Source organism: Kitasatospora sp. NBC_01250 (genome assembly GCF_036226465.1).
Taxonomy (GTDB): domain Bacteria; phylum Actinomycetota; class Actinomycetes; order Streptomycetales; family Streptomycetaceae; genus Kitasatospora.
This window is the reverse complement of sequence record NZ_CP108476.1, coordinates 6580451-6602761: the sequence shown is the minus strand read 5'-3', so window position 1 is coordinate 6602761 and position 22311 is coordinate 6580451. Positions and strand designations below refer to the sequence as shown.

The following is a 22311-nucleotide window of genomic DNA, read 5'->3' as shown; positions in this document are numbered from 1 at the left end:
GCTGCGGCGGTTTGCCCGACTTGTCCGCGTATCGTGTGTGCCGTGCTGCAGCCCCTGCTCACCCTGCTCGCCACCGTCGCCGTCACCCTGGTGGCCGGCTGGCTGGTCGACCAGGCGCTGCAGCGGGTCAGCGCCCGGCACCCCGGGCACCCCCTCTGGTCCCTGCTGCGGCGCTGCCGGATCCCGCTGCAACTGGTGGTGGCCCCCGCCCTGCTGCTGGCCGCCCGCCCCGTCGCCCAGCTGGCCGACCAGGGGGTTCGCCACGCGCTGCTGCTCGTGCTGCTCGCCGCGCTGGGCTGGCTGACCACCCGGGTCATGGCGGCGGTGCTGGCCGCGGTGCAGATCCGCTACGAGTCGGCGGCCGGCGATCCGTCCCGGCTGCCGCGGGTGCGCACCCAGCTCAACATGCTGCGCCGGGCGGTCAGCGCGGTGATCGTGACCGTCACCGCGGCCGTGATGCTGCTGACCTTCGCCGAGATGCGCACCATCGGCGCCAGCCTGCTCGCCTCGGCCGGCATCATCGGCGTGGTGGCGGGCATCGCGGCGCAGAACACCCTGGGCAACTTCTTCGCCGGCCTGCAGATCGCCTTCGGCGACACCGTCCGGATCGGCGACACCGTGGTGGTGGAGAGCCAGCAGGGCACGGTGGAGGAGATCACCCTCACCTACCTGGTGGTGCGGCTCTGGGACTACCGGCGGCTGATCCTGCCGGTCTCCTACTTCGTCAGCAAGCCGTTCGAGAACTGGACCCGCAAGGACCCCGGCCTGCTCGCGGTGGTCCTGCTGCACCTGGACCACACCACCCCGGTCCCGGCGCTGCGCGAGCGACTGCGCGAGACGCTGGCCCGCTCGCCGCTGTGGGACGGCGCCGAGTGGGCGCTGCGGGTCGTCGACACCACCCCGAGCACCATCGTGGTGCGGGCCACCATGACCGCCCGCACCCCGGAGGACACCTTCCTGCTGCGCTGCGAGGTCCGCGAGGACCTGCTCGGCTTCCTGCGCGACGAACATCCGCGGGCACTGCCCCGGGTGCGCACCGACTGACCTCAGAGGTTCGTGAGCTTCTCGCCCTTGAGGTCCTGCAGGGTGTGGTCCACGCAGACTGCCAGGACGATCAGCAGCACGGCGTCCTGCTGGCTCAGCACGTCCACGGCGTAGGCGTCGCGGATGCTGAACCAGCGCCGGGAGATGTGCGCCAGTGTGGTGCCCTCGTGCCGGATGTCGAACTCCCGGTCCCAGACGTTGCCCACTATCTTCAACTGCCGCCCGTCCCGCAGCCGGACCTTGAAGCGGTCGCCGAACAGCTTGAGGAACCGCTTGCTGATCTTGGCCACCACCTCACCCTCGTGCTTGATCAGGATGGTGTGGTGCCAGGTCAGGGCCTTGCGCACGATGGTGGCCACCACCGCGCCCTGGGTGTCCACGAAGTGGAAGGTGCTGCGCAGCCGCAAGAGCTTCTTGTTGACCCGGTAGAGCTTCTCGCGGTGCTCGGTCTCGATCCAGGCCTCCTCGTGGAAGGCGAACATCCGGTCACGGATCAGGTAGCGCATGGGGTCCCCCCGCAGCTGAGTGGTGTGCCGCCCCAGAGCGTAGTGCGAGAAAGGTCAGAAGGCCTTGACCATGGTGCGGTGCGGTATCCCCGCGTCGTCGTAGACCGGCCCCTCGGCGGTGTAGCCCAGGCGCTGGTAGAAGCCGAGCGCCTGGACCTGGGCGTGCAGCTCGCACTCGGTGGCGCCCAGCTCGATCCCGGCCCGCTCGACCGCGCCGACCAGCGCCGACCCCAGGCCAGTCCCGCGCGCCCGCGCGCTGACCGCGAGGCGGCCGAGCAGCACCCGGCCCGCGACGCCGGTCAGCTCCATGGCCGGCTCGCCGCTGATCAGCCGCGCGGTGCCGACCGGCGCGCCGGTCGGGTCGAGCGCGAGCAGGTGGGTCGAGCCGGCGTCCAGCTCGTCGTACTCCAGCTCGGGCGCGATGCCCTGCTCGACCACGAAGACCTCGTGCCGCACGGCCTTGGCGAGCTCGAACTCCCGCTCACTGCCGACCACCCGGATGTCCACCGTCCCGTCCCCCACCGGCTCAGCTCTCATCGGCGATGATCTCCAGCGCCTTGCGCAGGTCCTCGGGGTACTCGCTCTCGAACTGCACCCACTCGCCGTCGGCCGGGTGCTCGAAGCCGAGCGCGACGGCGTGCAGCCACTGGCGGGTCAGCCCCAGGCGCTTGGCGAGCGAGGGGTCGGCACCGTAGGTCAGGTCGCCCACGCACGGGTGGCGCAGCGCCGACATGTGCACCCGGATCTGGTGGGTGCGGCCGGTCTCCAGCTTGACCGTCAGCAGGGAGGCGGCCCGGTAGGCCTCGATCAGGTCGTAGTGGGTGATCGAGGGCTTGCCCTCGCGGGTCACCGCCCACTTCCAGTCCGAGCTGGGGTGGCGCCCGATCGGAGCGTCGACGGTGCCGCTGAGCGGATCGGGGTGGCCCTGGACCAGGGTGTGGTAGGTCTTCGAGGTGATCCGGTCGTGGAACTGGCGCTTGAGATCGGTGTAGGCGCGCTCCGACTTGGCGACCACCATCAGCCCCGAGGTGCCGACGTCCAGGCGGTGCACGACGCCCTGGCGCTCGGCGGCCCCCGAGGTGGAGATCCGGTAGCCGGCGGCGGCCAGGTGGCCGATCACGGTCGGGCCGGTCCAGCCCGGGCTCGGGTGCGCGGCGACCCCGACCGGCTTGTCGACCAGCACGATGTCCTGGTCGTCATGGACGATCCGCATGCCTTCGACGTGCTGGGCGACGACCTGCACCGGGGCGGCGGGCGCCGGGATCTCGACCTCCAGCCAGCTGCCGGCCATCACCCGGTCGGACTTGCCGGCCGTGGCACCGTCGATCCGGACCTTGCCCTCGGCGGCCAGCTCGGCGGCCTTGGTCCGCGAGAGGCCGAACATGCGGGCGAGGGCGGCGTCGAGACGCTCGCCCTCAAGGCCGTCGGGTACGGGAAGCGTGCGGATCTGCGCTGCGGTGCTCACCCGTACGAGTATGCCGCAACCGGCCGCCCGCTCCCGCTGCCCGCGGCGGCCCTCACCGCCGCGGGGTCACTCCCCCTTGGCGGTGTTGTGGTTCGAACCGTCCGGGTTGCTGCCGCGGAAGGAGAGCAGCACCACCAGGATCCCGCCGCAGACGATGGCGGAGTCGGCCAGGTTGAAGACCGCGAAGTGCTGCACCGAGATGAAGTCGACCACGTGGCCGCGCAGCACCCCCGGGGCACGGAAGAGCCGGTCGGTCAGGTTGCCCAGCGCCCCGCCGAGCAGCAGGCCCAGCGCGATCGCCCAGGGCAGGCTGTACAGCCGGCGCGAGATCCGCCAGATCACCACGATCACGGCCGCGGCGATCAGCGTGAAGACCACCGTCATGGTCTGGCCCATCCCGAACGCGGCACCGGCGTTGCGGATCACCTGGAAGGTCACCACGTCACCGATCACCTGGATCGGATCGTGGCCCTCCAGCTTGGCCACCACCAGCAGCTTGCTGCTCAGGTCGATCAGGTAGGCCAGCAGCGCCACCGAGAAGAGCAGGACGAGCCGGCGGCGGCGCACCGCGGCGCGCGCCTCGGCCAGCGGGCTCGCACCGGCCGGGCCGTCCGGCGTGCCGGTCGACGCTTCGGCGGTGTCGGCCGGCTCGGTGGGCTCGTCCTGGGTCTGGGGGGAACCTGGGGTAGTGATGATCCGCTCCGCTACCGAGAAAAAGGGGCCGACGTTACGGGGTCGAGCGTACGCCACGCGGTGCGCGCGACCGCTCGACCCCGTCCCGGTCGACCCCGGCGACGGACCGTCAGCGCCGCTCCTGCTTCGCCTTGCAGGCCACGCAGAGGGTCGCCCGCGGGAAGGCCTGCAGCCGCGCCTTGCCCACCGCCTGGCCGCAGGACTCGCAGTCGCCGAAACCCACGCCCTCCAGCCGGGTCAGCGCGCGCTCGGTCTGGTCGAGCATGTCGCGGGCGTTGTTGGCCAGCGCGAGTTCGCTCTCCCGGTTGATGTTCTTGGTGCCGGCGTCCACCTGGTCGTCGCCCGCTCCGTCGTTGGAGTCGCGCATCAGGCCGGTGATCGCCGCCTCGGCGCTCTCGATCTCGTCGCGCAGCCGTGCCAGCTCGCCGTTCAGCTCGGCGTGCACCTCGGCGACCTCGGCCGCCGTCCACGGGTCCTCACCCGGGCGGACCGGCAGCTCGGCCGGGTCGACGGACTCGGCTCCGGCCGGCGCCGGGACCGTGGCCCGGGCTCCGCTGGCGACGGGGGTGTGGTTACGGCTGGTGGCCGCGCCGCGCCCGGTGGTGGTGCTGGTCTTCCGCCGTGTCGTGGTCACGGAACCCTCCCCTTGGTCGCCTGCCACGGCCTTCCGAGTCCGCCTGGTGGCGGTGCCCGCGCCCGTTGCCTTCTCAGCCATGGCTCGACCCCATCTACGAATGACTCCGGCCGACGGTTCCCGTCGGCCTCTGGTGCCGGAACGATAATCCTGATCGAATCCGGTCACAACGGGACATACCGATGCCGCGAATCGATCCCACTCGGGCAGCCGCCGGGCCCGAAGCCCGATGGACGCCGTGCCTGGGCATTGACAAAGTTGTGCCCAGATCGTCACCGGCTAACCGTTTCCCCGCGCGCTGGCGAAACTGCCTTGCCCTCGCCCTATAGACTGGGCCGGCAAGGCGCAGATGGGACGAGTACCGACGTACGCAGCCATGAGCGACCCGGGGACGGTGTGAGCCCGGGGGTGTGCGCGACGGGAAGATCACCCCGGAGCCGCCGGAAGAACGGCCCCACCCGTGGGGCCCACTAGACCCGGCCGCAAGCCCAAGGAGTGGGCCGTCGAGAGTGTCCGACGGCCAAGGAGGGTGGTACCGCGGGGCGCTTTTGGCCTCGTCCCTCCGTCGGAATGCCCGTCCACGCATCCGCCGGAGGCGCAGTGAGTACGTACAACCCCGTCCCCGCCCAGGTCGACCTGCCCGTCCTCGAGCACGGCATCCTGAGCTTCTGGCGCGACCAGAAGATCTTCCAGCGCAGCCTGGAGCAGTCCGAGGGCCGTCCCGAGTGGGTCTTCTACGAGGGCCCGCCGACCGCCAACGGCATGCCGGGCGCGCACCACATCGAGGCCCGCGTCTTCAAGGACGTCTTCCCGCGCTACCGGACCATGAAGGGCTACCACGTGGCCCGCAAGGCCGGCTGGGACTGCCACGGCCTGCCGGTGGAGCTGGCCGTCGAGAAGGAGCTGGGCTTCTCCGGCAAGCCGGACATCGAGCGGTACGGCATCGCCGAGTTCAACGCCAAGTGCCGCGAGTCGGTCACCCGGCACACCGACGAGTTCACCAAGCTCACCGAGCGGATGGGCTACTGGGTCGACCTCGACGAGGCCTACCGGACGATGGACCCCTCCTACGTCCAGTCGGTCTGGTGGTCGCTCAAGCAGATCTTCGACAAGGGCCGGCTGGTCCAGGACCACCGCGTCGCCCCCTGGTGCCCGCGCTGCGGCACCGGCCTGTCGGACCACGAGCTGGCCCAGGGCTACGAGACCGTGGTCGACCCCTCGGTCTTCGTCCGCTTCCCGCTGACCAGCGGCCCGCTGGCCGGCCGGGCCGCGCTGCTGGTGTGGACCACCACCCCGTGGACGCTGGTCTCCAACACCGCCGCCGCGGTGCACCCGGAGGTCACCTACGTGGTGGCCACCGACGGCACCGAGCAGCTGGTGGTGGCCGAGCCGCTGGTCGCCAAGGCGCTCGGCGAGGGCTGGGAGGTCACCGGGGAGTCGTTCACCGGCGCCGAGATGGAGCGCTGGGCCTACCGGCGCCCGTTCGACCTGGTCGAGATCCCGGACGCGCACTACGTCCTGAACGCCGACTACGTGACCACCGAGGACGGCACCGGCATCGTCCACCAGTCCCCCGCCTTCGGCGCGGACGACCTGGCGACCTGCCGCAAGTACGGCCTGCCGGTGGTCAACCCGGTGGAGACCGACGGCACCTTCGCCCCGGAGGTCCCGCTGGTCGGCGGCGTCTTCTTCAAGAAGGCGGACGAGGCGCTGGTCGCCGACCTCAAGGAGCGCGGCCTGCTCTTCCGCCACCTGCCCTACGAGCACAGCTACCCGCACTGCTGGCGCTGCCACACCGCGCTGCTCTACTACGCGCAGCCGTCCTGGTACATCCGGACCACCGCCGTCAAGGACGCGATGATCCGCGAGAACGAGGCCACCAACTGGTTCCCGGAGACGGTCAAGCACGGCCGCTTCGGCGACTGGCTGAACAACAACATCGACTGGGCGCTGTCCCGCAACCGCTACTGGGGCACCCCGCTGCCGATCTGGCGCTGCGAGGAGGGCCACCTGACCTGCGTCGGGTCGCTGGCGGAGCTCACCGAGCTGACCGGCACCGACCAGAGCGGGCTCGACCCGCACCGCCCGTTCATCGACGCGGTCACCTTCGCCTGCCGCGACTGCGGCGGAGCAGCCACCCGGGTGCCCGAGGTGATCGACGCCTGGTACGACTCGGGGTCGATGCCGTTCGCGCAGTACGGCTACCCCTACCAGAACAAGGAACTGTTCGAGAGCCGCTACCCGGCGCAGTTCATCTCCGAGGCGATCGACCAGACCCGCGGCTGGTTCTACACGCTGATGGCCGTCGGCACCCTGGTCTTCGACAAGTCGGCCTACGAGAACGTGGTGTGCCTGGGCCACATCCTGGCCGAGGACGGCCGCAAGATGTCCAAGCACCTGGGCAACATCCTGCAGCCGATCCCGCTGATGGACCAGCACGGCGCCGACGCGGTGCGCTGGTTCATGGCGGCCGGCGGTTCGCCCTGGTCGGCCCGCCGGGTCGGCCACGGCACCATCCAGGAGGTGGTGCGCAAGACGCTGCTCACCTACTGGAACACCGTCGCCTTCCAGGCCCTGTACGCGCGCACCGCGAACTGGGCGCCCAGCGCGAGCGACCCCGCCCCGGCGGACCGCCCGCAGCTGGACCGCTGGGTGCTCTCCGAGCTGAACACCCTGGTCCGCGAGACCGACGCGGCGCTGGAGGCCTACGACACCCAGCGGGCCGGCAAGCTGCTCTCCGGCTTCGTCGACGACCTGTCCAACTGGTACGTGCGCCGTGGCCGCCGCCGCTTCTGGCAGGGCGACGCCGCCGCGCTCGCCACCCTGCACGAGGCACTGGAGACGGTGACCCGGCTGATGGCGCCGCTCACCCCGTTCATCACCGAGCGGGTCTGGCAGGACCTGGTGGTCCCGGTCGCCCCCGAGGCCCCGGCCTCGGTGCACCTGAGCAGCTGGCCGGTGGCCGACGAGTCGCTGATCGACCCCGACCTGTCCCGGCACATGGCGCTGGTGCGCCGACTGGTCGAGCTGGGCCGCGCCACCCGCGCGGAGTCCGGCGTGAAGACCCGTCAGCCGCTGTCCCGCGCACTGATCGCGGCCCAGGGCTGGGAGGAGCTGCCCGGCGATCTGCGCGCGCAGATCGCCGAGGAGCTCAACGTCGCCACCCTGGAGTCGCTCGCGGCCGTCGGCGGTTCGCTGGTCGACACCACCGCGAAGGCGAACTTCCGCGCGCTGGGCAAGCGCTTCGGCAAGGGCGTCCAGGAGGTGGCCAAGGCGGTCGCCGCCGCCGACGCCGCCACGCTCGCCGCCGAGCTGCGCGCTTCCGGCACCACCTCGGTGCTGCTGGACGGCGAGCCGATCAGCCTCTCGCCCGATGAGGTGATCATCACCGAGACCCCGCGCGAGGGCTGGGCCGTCGCCAACGAGTCCGGCGCCACCGTCGCCCTCGACCTGGCGATCAGCCCCGAACTCAAGCGCCTGGGCATCGCCCGCGACGCCATCCGCCAGATCCAGGAGGCCCGCAAGAACTCCGGTCTGGACGTCGCCGACCGGATCGTGCTGCGCTGGCAGTCGGCCGACGCCGAGACGGTGGCGGCCGTCACCGAGCACGGCGCCCTGGTCGCCGAGGAAGTGCTGGCCACCGACTTCGCCGCCGGCGAGGCCGACTGGCAGTCGCCGGACTTCACCGACGAGGGCCTCGGCCTGACCTTCCAGCTGCGCAAGGCGTAGCGGGAGCGGATCGGGGGCTCACCCGCCCGGCGGGTGAGCCCCCGTACGCACGCGCGAAGGCGCCCGGCCACTTCGGTGGTCGGGCGCCTTCGCACACCGGTCAGGAGGAAACGGCCGAGGCGCGTGCACCGGGCTCAGCGCAGGAGCCCGGGGCACGCGCCTCGGTACGAACCGACCTAGTTGTCGCCGTCCTCGTCGATCAGGAAGCCACGCATCGGAGCGGGGGCCTGCTGCATCGGCTGCATGGGCTGCGGCGGCTGCGGACGGACCGCGGCCATCGGCTGGGTCATGCCGGCCGGAGCCATCTGCGGGGCACCGTTGGCCGAGGGCTGACCACCGAACGACGGGGCACCGGAGCCGCCGCCGAAGGACTGGTTGCCACCGAACGACGGGTTGCCGCCGAAGGAGGGCTGGCCGCCACCGAAGGAGGGGGCGCCCGCGGAGGCCATCGACGACGCGGCCGGCGGCAGCGAAGCGGTGGCCGGGATCCGCGGCGGGGCGAGCGAGTCGTCGGCCTGCGACTCCAGCTGGCGCAGCTGGGTCTCCAGGTAGGACTTCAGGCGGGTGCGGTACTCGCGCTCGAAGGCACGCAGGTCCTCGACCTTGCGCTCCAGCGTGGCGCGCGCCGACTCCAGCGAGCCCATCGCGACGCGGTGCTTCTCCTGCGCGTCCCGCTCCAGCGCGTCGGCCTTGGCACGGGCGTCGCGCTCCAGACCCTCGGCGCGGCTGCGAGCCTCACCGACAATCTTGTTGGCCTCGGACCGGGCCTCGGAGATCGCCTGGTCGGCGGTCTGCTGGGCGAGCGCGAGCACGCGGGCCGCGCTGTCGCCGCCGGGGCCCTGCTGCTGCATCGGCGCGCCGAGCGGACCGCCGAGCTGCTGGCCGAGCGGGCCGCCCATCGGGGCGAGCTGCTGCTGGCCGCCCATGGTGCCCATCGGCTGCTGGCCCATCTGCTGCTGCATCTGGCCGCCCATCGGCTGCAGCATCTGACCGCCCATCGGCTGCACCAGCTGCTGCTGGCCGCCCATGGTGCCCATCGGCTGCTGGCCCATCTGCTGCTGGGGCTGCATCTGCTGCGGCTGCATCTGCTGCTGGCCGGGGACCTGCTGCTGCATCGGGGCGCCCTGGCCGGGCGGCAGCTGCGGGGCGCCGGACGGCAGACCCAGCGGCTGCTGGCCCATCTGCTGCTGCGGCGGCTGCTGCTGGCCGGGACCCTGCTGGCCGGGGACCGGCGGGCCGGATATGGCGGCGGGCACCGGACCGCCCTGACGCGGAGCGTCCTGCGGCTGCTCCTTGCGCATGTTCGCCTGGTTCTGCGCGGCGGCCCGGGTCGCCGCGGCCAACTTGGCCCGCAGGTCCTCGTTCTCGCGCAGCAGGCGGGTCAGCTCGGCCTCGACCTCGTCGAGGAAGGCATCGACCTCGTCCTCGTCGTAGCCTTCGCGCAGCCGGACGGTCGTGAACTGCTTGTTCCGAACGTCCTCGGGGGTCAACGGCATCTCTTCACCTCAACGTGATCGTCGGCACACTGGCATCCTGCCGCATCGCTCACCACGGCAGACGCTGCACGAGCGAGATCAGGACATACACAATGATCATCAGTACGAAGAAGGACAGGTCGAGCGCCACGCCCCCGAGACGCAACGGCGGAATGAACCGCCGAAGAAGCTTGAGTGGCGGATCCGTGACAGTGTACGTGGCCTCCAGGACCACCACCATGGCCTTGCCCGGACGCCACGAGCGGGCGAACTGGAAGACCCAGTCCATGACCAGGCGGAAGAGCAGAATCACCAGGAAGACGGTCAGTGCGTAGTAGAGCACCGCCCCCACGATCCCCATCGGGTATCCCTCTCCCAGTTCTTCCGACTCTGCCTGTTCACGAAACTGCTAGGTCACTCACTGTCCATCAGGTCCACACATGACGTCGTGGCCGGGTCAGCTCTGGTTGAAGAACCCACCCTCGGCGATTCGTGCCTTGTCCTCCGCCGTGACATCGACGTTAGCAGGAGACAGCAGGAACACCTTCTGCGTCACGCGCTCGATACTGCCGTGCAGACCGAAGACGAGTCCAGCGGCGAAGTCTACGAGGCGCTTCGCGTCGGTGTCGTCCATCTCGGTCAGATTCATGATCACCGGGGTGCCGCCACGGAACTGTTCCCCGATGGTACGGGCCTCGTTGTAGGTCCTCGGGTGCAGCGTGGTGATGCGGTACGGCTCCCGCTCGTTCACGACCTTGGGCATGATCACCGGCGCACTCTTCTCCAGATTCTGACGACGTTCGGGTGTGATGGACGACACGGGTGCCATCCGCGGCGGCTCCTGCCGGATCGGCACCGCGGCCGGCACCGGCTGGGGCGCGATCGAGGCGACTTGCGCCGGTGGGGCGGAGGCGGGCCGCGGGATGTCCTCGGTCCGCCCGGTCCGGATGGGCTCGGGGTCCGTGTCGTAGTCGTCGTCCGGGTCGTAACCCTGACCGTCGTACGTCTCGTCCTCCACGAGGCCGAGGTAGACCGCCATCTTGCGCATTGCGCCGGCCATGCTCCTGTCCTCCGCTCTGTGGTGGATCGGCTTCGTCACCGGCCAGGCCCGCGAAATCCGTCACCGTGAAGTACGGTGGGTTTCCCGGGCCCGCGGTCCGCTCACGATCTGTCAGGCCACGGCTACGGAGAGCCGATGATCTGTCAGGGTGTGTGCGTGGCCGCGGACATACGATCCACGATTGATTGGCATCCTCAGGACGAATCGGTGCTTTGTCCTGATTTGTCCTGCAGTCTGATCTACTACCCGGTGACGTTACCCGAGCCGTGACCGCGCACCGAGCACCGCCGTACCGACGCGTACATGTGTCGCTCCGGCCGCGATCGCCTGCTCAAGGTCACCGCTCATCCCTGCCGAGACCATCGTGGCAGCAGGATGGGCCGCGCGTACGGCGGTTGAGATTTCCGCCAACTTCGCGAACGCCGCGGCCGGGTCGCCGGCCAGAGTTCCCGTCAGCGGAGCGACCGTCATCACACCGTCAAGGCGCAGCCCGGGCGTGTCGGCGATGCGGTCCGCCAGGGCCAGCACGTCCTCGGCGGCGACCCCGGCCCGGCCCTCACCCGACTCGCCGGCGCCGGCCTTCTCCTTCTCCAGCGCCACCTGCACCAGGCAGCCCAGCGGGGGCCGTTCGGCCTTCGACACCGCGTCAGCCAGTGCCGTGACCAGCCGCTCCCGGTCGACCGAGTGAACATGGTGTGCGTAGCGCACCACCGAGCGCACCTTGTTCGTCTGCAACTGTCCGACGAAGTGCCAGGTCAGCGCGAGATCGGCACACTCGGCCGCCTTGGGGGCGGCGTCCTGGTCGCGGTTCTCGGCCACCTCGCGGACACCGAGCGAAGCCAGCAGCCGGGTGTCCGAAGCCGGGTAGGTCTTGGTGACCACGATCAGGGAGACCTCGGAGCGCGCTCGTCCGGCTGCCGCACAGGCGGCCTCGATCCGGCGCTCCACGGCCGCAAGACCGCTCCTGAGCTGCTCGAGGCGGTCGGGCGCCGGGAACTCGGCGGACTGCTGGTTCGTCATATTCACTGCCTATCACACGCGACGATGCCCACCCCAGCCGTCCGGCCGGGGTGGGCATCGAGCCCTGCACGAATTACTTCAGGAAGTCCGGAACGTCCAGCTCCTCGGCCGGGCTCTCCACATAGGGCGAGCGGACCGGCTGGACCTGCGGCGGCACCGGCGGGGCCACCGTGGTCTCGGTCTTCGAGGCGGCGGTCGAGCCGTTGGCGCCCTCGTCCGACGAACGGCCCGTCACCGAACCCAGCCCCCCGCTGCCGTACGGCCGGCCGGCCGCGCTCATCGGACGCTCGGTCGGGGCGGGCGGAGTCGCCTTCACCACCGGGTCGCGCACGATGGCCGGCGGCTGGCCGCCGTCGAACCCGGCCGCGATCACGGTGACCCGCACCTCGTCGCCGAGCGCGTCGTCGATCACGGCACCGAAGATGATGTTCGCCTCGGGGTGCGCCGCCTCGCTGACCAGCTGGGCCGACTCGTTGATCTCGAAGAGACCGAGGTCGGAGCCGCCGGAGATGGAGAGCAGCACACCGCGGGCACCGTCGATCGAGGCCTCGAGCAGCGGGGAGGAGATGGCCATCACGGCCGCCGCCTTGGCCCGGTCCTCGCCGCGCGCCGAGCCGATCCCCATCAGCGCCGAACCGGCGTCCGACATGACCGACTTGACGTCGGCGAAGTCGAGGTTGATCAGGCCCGGGGTGGTGATCAGGTCGGTGATGCCCTGCACGCCGGAGAGCAGCACCTGGTCGGCCGAGCGGAACGCGTCCAGCACGCTGACCTGGCGGTCGGAGATCGACAGCAGCCGGTCGTTGGGGATCACGATGAGGGTGTCGACCTCCTCGCGCAGCCCGGCGATGCCGTCCTCGGCCTGGTTGGCGCGACGCCGGCCCTCGAAGGTGAACGGCCGGGTGACCACGCCGATGGTCAGCGCGCCCAGCGAGCGGGCGATGTTGGCCACCACGGGCGCGCCGCCGGTGCCGGTGCCGCCGCCCTCGCCGGCCGTGACGAAGACCATGTCGGCCCCCTTGAGGACCTCCTCGATCTCCTCGCGGTGGTCCTCGGCGGCCTTGCGGCCGACCTCGGGGTTGGCGCCGGCGCCCAGACCCCGGGTGAGCTCGCGGCCCACGTCGAGCTTGACGTCGGCGTCGCTCATCAGGAGGGCCTGTGCATCGGTGTTGATCGCGATGAACTCGACGCCCTTGAGACCGACCTCGATCATCCGGTTGATGGCGTTGACACCGCCGCCGCCGATACCGACGACCTTGATGACTGCGAGGTAGTTCTGCGGTGCTGCCACGTCGAAGGCCTCTCGCCTCGGATGTCCGGGTCGGCTCCTGGGTCGTGACAGTTGCACGAACCACGATGCCGACGGATGTCGATGGGTGGGGGAGCCCGATTCCTGACTGATTGTCCGAAAATGCGGACCGCCGACCCGAACCCTAAACTTGACGTTGAGGGTTCATGCTGTGCCTGCGTCAGATCCTGAAGACGCATCAGATCCCCGACCGCAGATCAGCGCTCCGTCAGATCGCCACTGCGTCAGATCACCGTAGTGAACAGCCTGGTGACACAGGACACTAAGTGCCGGGCGGGCCCGTGTTCAACGAACACGCCGAGCTTCCCTTTTTTCTTTTGAGCCTATGTGATCATCACCCGGCAGTCAGCACCGGGGTCGATCACCCAGGGTCGGGGAATCACCGATGGATCGTCAATAGTGACGAATCGACCGGTCAAGATCCCGACAACCCCGAGGAGTACAGAACCTACCGGATTTCCGTTCAGCCCGAGATCGCCGGGGCGTCCGGGGCGCTGACGTCGTAGGTCGCGGCCTTCTGCTTCAGCAGGGCGAGCAGCACCGTCGCCTTGCGCTGCCCCCGGTCAGGGCTCCCCCACCGCACGGTGGCACCCCCGGGCAGTCGCAACTCGATGTCGTCATACGAACGAACCAGTAGTGCCGGGCTCTGCTTGGCCACGTCGGGCGGCAGCGCGGTGGCCACCCTGACCGCGCCCTGGACCAGCCGGCTGGCCGGAAAGACCGCGGCGGCGTCCTGGGCCGGCTGGCTGAGCTGGAGTTCGACCACCGGAACACCGGGCGGCGGCGTTGGTTCGGTGGCGAAACTCACCCCAGATGCATCCATCTGAGTGAACTTTCCATCAGAAGTCTTGACAGCCGCAACAGGTTGACGCTCGATCACCTTCACCCGCAGGGTGTGCGGCCAGCCCCGCCAGACCTCCGCCCTGGCGACCCGCGGGATCGCCTGGACCCGGCGCTGCACCGCGTCCAGGTCGACGCGGGCCAGCGGGCCGTGCTGGACCGGCCCTATGGCGGCCCGGACCTCGTCGACCGTCAGCTGGTCGTTGCGCAGCCCCTGGATCGCCACCGACTGGACGTCCAGCACCGAGGAGAAGAAGACCAGCCAGGCCAGCAGGCCCAGGACCGCAGCCCCGAGCCCACCGAGCACCAGGACCCCGCGCCGCGACAGCCGCAGCGCGGGGGGCTCGTCCTCCTCGTCCTCCGCGGCCAACTCCTCGTCGCTCGGCGCGGCGGTGAGCCGGTCAGCCACGACGCCGGCCACCCCGGGCCGCGTCGATCGCCTCGTACACCATCCCGACCAGCAGGTCGTCGGCGTCCCGGCGGCCGAACTCGGCGGCTGCCCGGCTCATGTCCCACAGCCGCTGCGGGTCGGTGAGCACCGGCAGGACATTGCTCAGCACCCAGTCCGGGGTCAGCTCGGCGTCGTCCACCAGCAGGCCGCCGCCAGCCTTGACCATCGGCTGGGCGTTCAACCGCTGCTCGCCGTTGCCGATCGGCAGCGGCACGAAGCAGGCCGGCAGGCCGACGGCGGCGAGCTCGGCCACCGTCATCGCGCCGGCCCGGCAGAGCATCAGGTCGGCGGCAGCATAGGCGAGGTCCATCCGGTCCAGGTACGGCACCGCGCGGTAGGGCGGCATGCCGGGGATGTCGTCGATCCGCGGCAGCTCGTTCTTCGGGCCCACCGCGTGCAGCACCTGGACGCCGTACTGCTGCAGGCGCGGCGCGATCGCCTGGATGGTCTCGTTCAGCCGACGCGCGCCCTGCGAGCCGCCGGAGACCAGCAGGGTGGGCAGCCGCTGGTCGAGGCCGAAGTAGTGCCGGGCCTCGGGGCGCACCGCGTTGCGGTCCAGGGTCGCGATGGTGCGGCGCAGCGGGATGCCGATGTAGCGCGAGTCGCGCAGCTTGCTGTCCGGGGTGGAGACCGCGACGAAGTCGCTGTACCGGGCACCGATCTTGTTGGCCAGGCCCGGTCGGGCGTTGGCCTCGTGCACCACGATCGGCACCCCGGCCCGCTTGGCCGCCAGGTAGGCGGGCATCGCGACATAGCCGCCGAAGCCGACCACGGCGTCCGCCTTGACCCGCTCGATGATCTCCTGGGCGGCCCGGACGGTGCCCCGCAGCCGGCCCGGCACGGTGATCAGCTCGGGGGTGGGCTTGCGCGGCAGCGGGACGGCCGGGATCAGCTCCAGCTGGTAGCCGCGCTCGGGCACCAGGCGGGTCTCCAGGCCGCGCTCGGTACCGAGCGCGGTGATGCCGATGCTCGGGTCGTGCCTGCGCAGCGCGTCCGCGAGCGCCATGGCCGGCTCGATGTGTCCTGCGGTACCCCCGCCGGCGAGTACGACATGCACCGAAAATCACCGCTCCCTGCGCGGCGGCCGGGCGGCCGGGCGCGCTGTGGTTCGTCGTGGCAGCACCCGGCGCAGACCTGTCCTGAACCGGGACTTCGAGCTCCGGGCGGCCAGTGCCGCCTTCGCCCCCGGGACGCTGCGTGCGAAGCAGAGCAGCATCCCCAGGGCGCACATGGCCGACAGCATGGCGGACCCGCCGTAGGAGAACAGCGGGAGGGGCACGCCCGCGATGGGCAGCAGTCCCAGCGCCGACCCCAGGTTGATCATGGCCTGGGCCATGATCCACGTGGTGGCGGCTCCCGCGGCGTACCTGACGAAGGGGTCCTTCGTGCCGATGGCCACTCGGATACCCGCATACCCTAGTGCCGCGAAGAGACCGATCACCGACAGCGTCCCCACGAGACCGAGTTCCTCACCGGTCGCGGCGAAGATGAAGTCGGTGTGCGCCTCCGGGAGCTGGCCCCACTTCTCGTAGCCGGCCCCGAGGCCGGTGCCGAAGGTACCGCCCAGTCCGAAGGCGTACAGGCCGTGCAGCGCCTGGAAACAGTCGTGGTCGACCGACGGCTTGGTGGTGCCGATGCAGGCCAGCCGGTCCAGCCGGTGCGGCACGGTGATGATCAGCGCGGTGCAGGCCACCACGGCGACCCCGAGGGTCGCGACGAAGAGCCGCAGCGGAGCGCCGACCATCCACAGCAGCGCGAAGACCATCGCCACCAGGATCATCGAGGTGCCCATGTCGCCGCCGAGCATGATCAGCATCAGCAGCACCAGGGCGCCCGGCACCAGCGGGACCAGCAGGTGCTTCCACTGGGTGAGGGTGCCGGCCTTCTGCTTGCGGGCCAGCAGGTCGGCCCCCCAGAGCAGCAGCGCGAGCTTGGCGAACTCCGAGGGCTGGACCTGGAAGAAGCCGAAATTGAGCCAGTTCCGGTTGCCGTTGACCTTCATCCCGATGCCGGGGATGGCCACCAGCACCATGGCGCCGATCGAGCCGAGCAGCACCGGGTAGGCCAGCACCCGGTGCACGGCGACCGGCACCTTGGCGGCGGCCACCAGCAGCACCGATCCGAGCACCACCGCAACCAGCTGCTTGCGGAAGTAGAAGAGCCCGGGCAGGCCCTGGTGGATGGCCGTGATGTTGGAGGACGAGAAGACCATCACCAGGCCGAGCACCAGCAGCAGCGAGGCCGCGCCGAGGATCAGGTAGTAGGGCGTCAGCGGACGGCCCAGGGTCCAGCGCAGCCGGTCGCGCAGCGCACGCAGGCGTCCGGTCAGACCCTCGGTCTTGAAGATCGTGCTGGTCGCCGAGATCAGCGACGGGCCGGGGCCGCCGCCGGGCGGGGAGGCGGCGGCACGCTCCGGCGCCGCGGCCCCGCCGCGCTCCGGCCGGGTGGCCGCCTTGCCCTGACCCGCCACGGCGCCTGCCCCTCTCCCGGTTCCCGTCGTCAGTCCGTCAGCCCCCGCACCGCCTCGGCGAACAGGTCGCCCCGCTCGCCGTAGTGGGTGAACATGTCCATCGAGGCGCAGGCCGGGGCGAGGAGCACGGTATCGCCCGATCGGGCGAGGCCCTGGGCGGTGCGGACCACCTCCGCCATCGCCACCGCGCCAGTCTGGCCTTCGGCCGCCTCGATCACTGGTACATCCGGGGCGTGTCGCGCCAGCGCCGCGCGGATCAGCGCGCGGTCCTCGCCGATCAGCACCGCGGCGCGCAGCCGGGTGGCCGCGCCCTTGACCAGCTCGTCGAAGGTCGCGCCCTTGGCCAGGCCGCCGGCGATCCACACGATCGGCTCATAGGCCGCCAGCGAGGCGGCGGCGGCATGGGTGTTGGTGGCCTTGGAGTCGTCGATCCAGCGCACCCCGCCGACCTCGGCGACGAAGGCGATCCGGTGCGCGTCCGGCCGGAAGGCCCGCAGCCCCTCGCGCACCGCCTTGGCCTCCACGCCGTAGGCGCGGGCCAGCGCGGCGGCGGCCAGGGCGTTGGCGATGTTGTGCGGGGCCGGCGGCTCGACGTCGTCGACCGAGCCGATCTCGGCCGCGTTCTTGGCCCGGTCCGGGACGAAGGCCCGGTCCACCAGCAGGCCGTCCACCACGCCGAACTGGGAGAGCCCGGGGGCGCCGAGGCCGAAGCCGATGGCCCGGCAGCCCTCCTCGACGTCGGCCTCGCGGACCAGTTCCTCGGTGGCGGGGTCGGCCAGGTTGTACACGCAGGCGACCTGGTTGCCCTGGTAGATCCGGCCCTTGTCGGCGCCGTAGGCCGCCATCGAGCCGTGCCAGTCCAGGTGGTCGGGGGCCAGGTTGAGCACGGCCGCCGAGTGCGGGCGCAGCGAGGGCGCCCAGTGCAGCTGGTAGCTGGACAGCTCGACGGCGAGCACGTCGTACGGCTGCTGCTCGCTCCCGGCGGCGGCGTCGAAGCCCGCGAGGACGGCGTCCAGCACCGAGACCCCGACGTTGCCGACGGCGGCGGTGCGCCGGCCGGCCGCGGTCAGGATCGAGGCCAGCATCTGGACCGTGGTGGTCTTGCCGTTGGTGCCGGTGACGGCCAGCCAGGGGGCCGGCTCGCCGGTGGCGGGCAGCGGCCTGCGCAGCCGCCAGGCCAGCTCGACATCGCCCCAGACCGGCACGCCGGCCGCCTCGGCGGCCGCGAACAGCGGGCTGCTCGGCGGCCAGCCGGGCGAGGTGACGATCAGTTCGGTGCCCTCGGGCAGCGTGTCGCCGTCGCCGAACCGCACCCCGATCCCGTCCAGTTCGGCGGCGCGGGCGCGCAGCGCGGGGCTGTCGCCGCCGTCCACCACGGTGACCTCGGCGCCCAGGTCGCGCAGCACCCGGGCCGCGCTGATGCCGGAGACGCCCAGGCCCGCCACCACGACCGGCAGCCCCGGCCAGTTCGGGGTCGTGCTCAACTGCTCACCCATCCCGCGTAGAAGATGCCGAGGCCCACCGCCACACAGAGGCCCTGGATGATCCAGAACCGGACCACGATCAGCACTTCGCTCCAGCCCTTGAGCTCGAAGTGGTGCTGTAGTGGTGCCATTTTGAAGACGCGCTTGCCGGTCAGCCGGAACGAGCCGACCTGGATGATCACCGACAGGGTGATGATCACGAAGAGGCCGCCGAGCAGCGGCAGCAGCAGCTCGGTGCGCGAGCAGATCGCCAGACCGGCCAGTGCGCCACCGAGGGCCAGCGAGCCGGTGTCGCCCATGAAGATCTTGGCCGGTGAGGTGTTCCACCACAGGAAGCCGAAGCAGGAGCCCATCAGCGCCGAGGCCACCACCGCCAGGTCCAGCGGGTCGCGGACCTCGAAGCAGTTGGCGGTCGCGGTCACGAACCGGTCGCAGGACTGGCCGTACTGCCAGACGCCGATGAAGACGTAGGCACCGAAGACCATCACGGAGGCGCCGGTGGCCAGGCCGTCCAGACCGTCCGTCAGGTTCACGCCGTTCGACATGCCGGCGATCATGAAGTACGCCCACATGACGAACAGCACGGGGCCGATCGACCAGCTGAAGTCCTGGATGAAGGAGAGGCTGGTGGAGGCCGGGGTCAGCCCGCGCGGGTCGTGGAACTGCAGCGACAGGATCGCGAAGGCCAGACCCACGAAGGACTGCCCGAGCAGCTTCGCCTTGGCCCGCAGGCCCAGCGAGCGCTGCTTGACCACCTTGATGTAGTCGTCCAGGAACCCGACCAGGCCCAGACCCGACATCAGGAACAGCACCAGCAGGCCCGAGGCCCGCGGCTGGTCACCGGTGATCACCTTGGTCAGCGCGTAGGCGATCAGGGTGGCCAGGATGAACGCGATGCCGCCCATGGTCGGCGTACCGCGCTTGCTGTGGTGGGCCTTGGGGCCGTCGTCGCGGATCATCTGGCCGTAACCGTGCCGGGCCAGCAGCCGGATCAGTGCCGGGGTGCCGAACAGCGACAGCACCAGGCCGATCAGTCCGGAGTAGAGAATCTGCTTCACTGAGCGGCACCGTCCGCCAACAGCGCCTGGGCGACCCGCTCCAGGCCGACCGACCGGCTGGCCTTCACCAGCACCACGTCCCCTGGCCGCAGCTGACCGCGCAGCAGCTCGACCGCCGCGTCCGCGTCGGACACCAGCACCGACTCCTCACCCCACGAACCTTCGTTCCTCGCGCCCAGTTCCATGCAGGCCGCCTCCCGTCCGCCCACCGCCACCAGCTTGGTGACGTCGAGTCGGACCGCGAGCCGCCCGATGGCGTCGTGCTCGTCGAGGCTCTCCTCGCCGAGCTCCCGCATCTCTCCGAGCACCGCCCAGGTGCGGCGGCGCTCCGGGCCGCGGCCCCCCATCGTGGCGAGCGTGCGCAGCGCGGCCCGCATCGACTCCGGGTTCGCGTTGTACGCGTCGTTCACGACGGTGACCCCATCGGCCCGGTCGACGACCTCCATGCGCCAGCGGGACAGCGCACCCGCCTCGCCCAGGGCGGCGGCGGTGTCGTCGACGGACAGTCCGAGCTCCATCGCCACCGCGGCGGCGGCGAGGGCGTTCGAGACGTGGTGCTCACCGTACAGGCGCAGTTGTACGGGTGCGGAACCGGCCAGGGTGCTCAGCGTGAACGATGGCCGACCGGTGGCGTCCAGGCGAACGTTCTGTGCCCGGACGTCGGCGCCCGGGGTCTCGCCGAAGGTGACCACCCTGGCCCGGGTGCGCGAGGCCATCGCGCGCACCAGCGGGTCGTCCGCGTTCAGCACCGCGACGCCGTCCTCGGCCAGCGCCTCGACCAGCTCGCCCTTGGCCTCGGCGATGCCCTCCTTGGAGCCGAACTCCCCCAGGTGGGCGCTGCCGACGTTGAGGACCAGGCCGATCGAGGGGCGGGCCAGCGAGCACAGGTAGGCGATGTCGCCCTTGTGCCGGGCCCCCATCTCCAGCACCAGGTGCCGGGTGTCGGTCTCGACCCGGGTCGCGGTCATCGGGAAGCCGAGCTCGTTGTTGAGCGAGCCCTCGGTGAAGACGGTCGGGCCGATCCTGGTCAGCAGTTGGGCGATCAGGTCCTTGGTGCTGGTCTTGCCGGCCGAGCCGGTCAGTGCCACCACCGTGGCGCCGGCCCGGTCGGTCACCGCCTGGGCGAGCCGGCCCATGGCCACCTGCACATCGGCGACGACCACCGCGGGCACGCCCAGCGCACGCTCGGCGAGCACCGCCACCGCGCCGGCCGCGACGGCCCGGTCGGCGTAGTCGTGTCCGTCCACCCGCTCGCCGCGGAAGGCGGCGAAGAGGCCGCCGGGCGCCGCCTTGCGGGAGTCGACCGCCAGCGGGCCGGTCACCAGCGCCTGCGGGTCGGCCCCGTCGACCAGTTCGCCGCCGGTCACGGCGGCCACCTCGGCCAGGGTCAGTGCGATCACGGCTGCTCCACTCCTCGGGACTGGGGGTGGCTGCGGACAATGGCCTCGCGCAGCACCTCCCGGTCGTCGAACGGGCGGACCTCGCCCTTGACGTACTGGCCGAGCTCGTGGCCCTTGCCGGCCACCAGGACGGTGTCCCCGGCGTGCGCGCGGGCCACCGCGGCGGCGATCGCCGCCGCCCGGTCCGGCACCACCAGGACCTCGCCGCGCTCGGCCTCGGGGACCTCCAGCGCGCCGCCCAGCATGCTGGCCAGGATCGCCAGCGCGTCCTCGGAGCGCGGGTTGTCACTGGTCAGCACGGCGGTGTCGGCCAGCAGGGCGGCGCTGCTGCCCATCGGGGCGCGCTTGAAGGGGTCGCGGTCGCCGCCGCAGCCCACCACCACGTGCAGCCGGCCCTTGGTGACCTCGCGCAGCGAGGCCAGCACCGCGTTGAGCGCGTCCGGCTTGTGCGCGTAGTCGACCACGGCGACGAAGTCCTGCCCGGCGTCCACCCGCTCCAGGCGGCCCGGCACGCCCGGCACGGCGGCCACCCCGGCCACCGCGTCGGCCAGCGGCAGCCCGGCGGTGGCCAGCGCGGCGATCGCGGCCAGCGCGTTGGCGACGTTGAAGGGCCCGGGCAGCGGCACCGCGGCGTCGGCCGCCTGGCCGCCGGGGCCCAGCACCCGGAAGGTCGAGCCGGTCGGGCCCAGCTGCACGTCCACCGCGCGCCAGTCGGCCTCGGCGGCACCGGTGGCGGAGAAGGTGCTGACCGGGATGGCGGCCTCGGCGGCCAGCCGGCGGCCGTAGGCGTCGTCCAGGTTGACCACCCCGGCCCGGCTGCGGCCGGCCTCGAAGAGCCGTGCCTTGGCCCGGTAGTAGTCCTCCATGTCCGGGTGGAAGTCGAGGTGCTCGGGGGTCAGGTTGTTGAAGACGGCCACGTCGTAGCTGACGCCGTCGGCCCGGCCGAAGACCAGCGCGTGGCTGGAGACCTCCATCACCACCGCGTCGGCCCCGCGCTCGCGCATCACGGCGAGGATCGCGTGCAGGTCGGTGGCCTCGGGGGTGGTGCGCTCGCTCTTGATCCGCTCGGCTCCGACCCGCATCTCCACCGTGCCGATCACCCCGGGGGTGCGGGCGGCGCCCTTGAGGCCGCCCTCGATCAGGTACGAGGTGGTGGTCTTGCCGTTGGTGCCGGTGATACCGATGGTCAGCAGCGCCTGCGAGGGGTCGCCGTAGATCCGGGCGGCCAGCGTGCCCATGAACGCGCGCGGGCTGGCCACCACCAGGACCGGCACGGACAGCCCGCCCGTCAGGGCGCTCGCCGCCTGCTCGGCGCCCGCCGGGTCGGTGAGGACCGCGACGGCTCCGGCCTGCGCGGCCTGGGCAGCGAAGGCTGCACCGTGGTGGTTGGCCCCGGCGAAGGCCACGTAGAGGTCGCCCGGTCGCACCGCGCGCGAGTCGTGGGTGATGCCGGTGGCCGGCTCGCCCTCGACCGCCGCGACGCCCAGCAGTTCGGCGATCTCGGCGAGCGGGACGGGCACCGCCGCACTCGGGCGGGGTGGGCTCACACGGGTTTGGTCTGATTTCGGCACGGCGGGCAGGCTATCGGCCCCAGGGCTCCGGAAGCCAAGTGAGCCTCGGTCAGCCCCTTGGGCGGGACCGGTGGATGTGAGGTGGTTCACAGGTGTGGCCAT

Annotated in this window: 19 protein-coding genes; 2 read left to right on the top strand and 17 right to left on the bottom strand. The window is 71.4% G+C overall.

Annotated features, from left to right (window positions below):
* The first annotated feature begins 42 nt into the window (after window positions 1–42).
* Window positions 43–1044, top strand: a complete 1002-nt coding sequence (locus OG500_RS27950) for a mechanosensitive ion channel family protein (RefSeq protein ID WP_329584122.1) — start codon at window positions 43–45, stop codon at window positions 1042–1044.
* A 2-nt stretch (window positions 1045–1046) separates the two neighbouring features.
* Here OG500_RS27950 and OG500_RS27945 read toward each other — a convergent pair whose 3' ends face one another.
* From OG500_RS27945 to OG500_RS27925, 5 genes are all read right to left on the bottom strand, one after another.
* Entirely contained in the window at window positions 1047–1550 is a 504-nt protein-coding gene (locus OG500_RS27945; protein ID WP_327069608.1) for an LURP-one-related/scramblase family protein, read from the bottom strand.
* Between the two features lie 54 nt (window positions 1551–1604).
* Window positions 1605–2087 (bottom strand): GNAT family N-acetyltransferase, encoded by a 483-nt coding sequence (locus OG500_RS27940; protein ID WP_329584119.1) that lies wholly within the window; start codon window positions 2085–2087, stop codon window positions 1605–1607.
* The gene (locus OG500_RS27935; protein ID WP_327069606.1) at window positions 2077–3015 is read right to left on the bottom strand and encodes an RluA family pseudouridine synthase; all 939 of its coding nucleotides are present in this window, start codon (window positions 3013–3015) and stop codon (window positions 2077–2079) included. The genes OG500_RS27940 and OG500_RS27935 overlap by 11 nt, the downstream gene beginning before the upstream one ends.
* A 66-nt stretch (window positions 3016–3081) precedes the next feature.
* Window positions 3082–3765 (bottom strand): signal peptidase II, encoded by a 684-nt coding sequence (lspA, locus tag OG500_RS27930; protein WP_327069605.1) that lies wholly within the window; start codon window positions 3763–3765, stop codon window positions 3082–3084.
* A gap of 52 nt (window positions 3766–3817) precedes the next feature.
* Window positions 3818–4342 (bottom strand): TraR/DksA family transcriptional regulator, encoded by a 525-nt coding sequence (locus OG500_RS27925; protein ID WP_327069604.1) that lies wholly within the window; start codon window positions 4340–4342, stop codon window positions 3818–3820.
* A 600-nt stretch (window positions 4343–4942) separates the two neighbouring features.
* Here OG500_RS27925 and ileS point away from each other — a divergent pair.
* A complete protein-coding gene (ileS, locus tag OG500_RS27920) occupies window positions 4943–8071 on the top strand; it encodes an isoleucine--tRNA ligase (RefSeq protein ID WP_329584116.1) in 3129 nt (1042 codons plus the stop codon).
* 176 nt (window positions 8072–8247) lie between these two features.
* On the opposite strand, the gene OG500_RS27915 is transcribed toward ileS, so the two are convergent.
* The 12 genes from OG500_RS27915 to OG500_RS27860 form a co-directional block, all read right to left on the bottom strand.
* The gene (locus tag OG500_RS27915) at window positions 8248–9567 is read right to left on the bottom strand and encodes a DivIVA domain-containing protein (protein WP_327069602.1); all 1320 of its coding nucleotides are present in this window, start codon (window positions 9565–9567) and stop codon (window positions 8248–8250) included.
* Window positions 9568–9616: 49 nt separating this feature from the next.
* Entirely contained in the window at window positions 9617–9907 is a 291-nt protein-coding gene (locus tag OG500_RS27910) for a YggT family protein (RefSeq protein ID WP_110665401.1), read from the bottom strand.
* 96 nt (window positions 9908–10003) lie between these two features.
* Window positions 10004–10606 carry a cell division protein SepF gene (locus tag OG500_RS27905; RefSeq protein WP_327069601.1) on the bottom strand — a complete coding sequence of 201 codons (603 nt, stop codon included), beginning with the start codon at window positions 10604–10606 and terminating at the stop codon, window positions 10004–10006.
* A gap of 255 nt (window positions 10607–10861) precedes the next feature.
* Entirely contained in the window at window positions 10862–11626 is a 765-nt protein-coding gene (locus OG500_RS27900) for a YggS family pyridoxal phosphate-dependent enzyme (protein WP_327069600.1), read from the bottom strand.
* Between the two features lie 73 nt (window positions 11627–11699).
* The gene (gene ftsZ, locus OG500_RS27895; RefSeq protein WP_327069599.1) at window positions 11700–12917 is read right to left on the bottom strand and encodes a cell division protein FtsZ; all 1218 of its coding nucleotides are present in this window, start codon (window positions 12915–12917) and stop codon (window positions 11700–11702) included.
* Window positions 12918–13398: 481 nt separating this feature from the next.
* Window positions 13399–14184 carry a cell division protein FtsQ/DivIB gene (locus OG500_RS27890; RefSeq protein WP_327069598.1) on the bottom strand — a complete coding sequence of 262 codons (786 nt, stop codon included), beginning with the start codon at window positions 14182–14184 and terminating at the stop codon, window positions 13399–13401.
* Entirely contained in the window at window positions 14177–15283 is a 1107-nt protein-coding gene (murG, locus tag OG500_RS27885; RefSeq protein ID WP_184934951.1) for an undecaprenyldiphospho-muramoylpentapeptide beta-N-acetylglucosaminyltransferase, read from the bottom strand. The genes OG500_RS27890 and murG overlap by 8 nt, the downstream gene beginning before the upstream one ends.
* A 6-nt stretch (window positions 15284–15289) precedes the next feature.
* Window positions 15290–16696 carry a putative lipid II flippase FtsW gene (gene ftsW, locus OG500_RS27880; RefSeq protein WP_442789242.1) on the bottom strand — a complete coding sequence of 469 codons (1407 nt, stop codon included), beginning with the start codon at window positions 16694–16696 and terminating at the stop codon, window positions 15290–15292.
* Window positions 16697–16725: 29 nt separating this feature from the next.
* Window positions 16726–18192, bottom strand: a complete 1467-nt coding sequence (gene murD / locus OG500_RS27875) for a UDP-N-acetylmuramoyl-L-alanine--D-glutamate ligase (protein ID WP_327069597.1) — start codon at window positions 18190–18192, stop codon at window positions 16726–16728.
* Entirely contained in the window at window positions 18177–19238 is a 1062-nt protein-coding gene (gene mraY / locus OG500_RS27870; protein WP_327069596.1) for a phospho-N-acetylmuramoyl-pentapeptide-transferase, read from the bottom strand. The genes murD and mraY overlap by 16 nt, the downstream gene beginning before the upstream one ends.
* The gene (locus OG500_RS27865) at window positions 19235–20638 is read right to left on the bottom strand and encodes a UDP-N-acetylmuramoyl-tripeptide--D-alanyl-D-alanine ligase (protein ID WP_327069595.1); all 1404 of its coding nucleotides are present in this window, start codon (window positions 20636–20638) and stop codon (window positions 19235–19237) included. Before OG500_RS27865 ends, mraY begins: the two co-directional genes overlap by 4 nt.
* Complete coding sequence (locus OG500_RS27860) at window positions 20635–22311, bottom strand: UDP-N-acetylmuramoyl-L-alanyl-D-glutamate--2,6-diaminopimelate ligase (protein ID WP_442907070.1); 1677 nt, start codon at window positions 22309–22311, stop codon at window positions 20635–20637. Before OG500_RS27860 ends, OG500_RS27865 begins: the two co-directional genes overlap by 4 nt.

Excerpts from the sequence above, each read along its gene's own strand:
- OG500_RS27945 (WP_327069608.1), bottom strand. The coding sequence starts at position 1,550 with ATGCGCTACCTGATCCGTGACCGGATGTTCGCCTTCCACGAGGAGGCC.
- OG500_RS27940 (WP_329584119.1), bottom strand. The coding sequence starts at position 2,087 with ATGAGAGCTGAGCCGGTGGGGGACGGGACGGTGGACATCCGGGTGGTC.
- OG500_RS27915 (WP_327069602.1), bottom strand. The coding sequence starts at position 9,567 with ATGCCGTTGACCCCCGAGGACGTTCGGAACAAGCAGTTCACGACCGTC.
- OG500_RS27910 (WP_110665401.1), bottom strand. The coding sequence starts at position 9,907 with ATGGGGATCGTGGGGGCGGTGCTCTACTACGCACTGACCGTCTTCCTG.
- OG500_RS27905 (WP_327069601.1), bottom strand. The coding sequence starts at position 10,606 with ATGGCCGGCGCAATGCGCAAGATGGCGGTCTACCTCGGCCTCGTGGAG.
- OG500_RS27900 (WP_327069600.1), bottom strand. The coding sequence starts at position 11,626 with ATGACGAACCAGCAGTCCGCCGAGTTCCCGGCGCCCGACCGCCTCGAG.
- murD (WP_327069597.1), bottom strand. The coding sequence starts at position 18,192 with ATGGGTGAGCAGTTGAGCACGACCCCGAACTGGCCGGGGCTGCCGGTC.
- OG500_RS27860 (WP_442907070.1), bottom strand. The coding sequence starts at position 22,311 with ATGGCCACACCTGTGAACCACCTCACATCCACCGGTCCCGCCCAAGGG.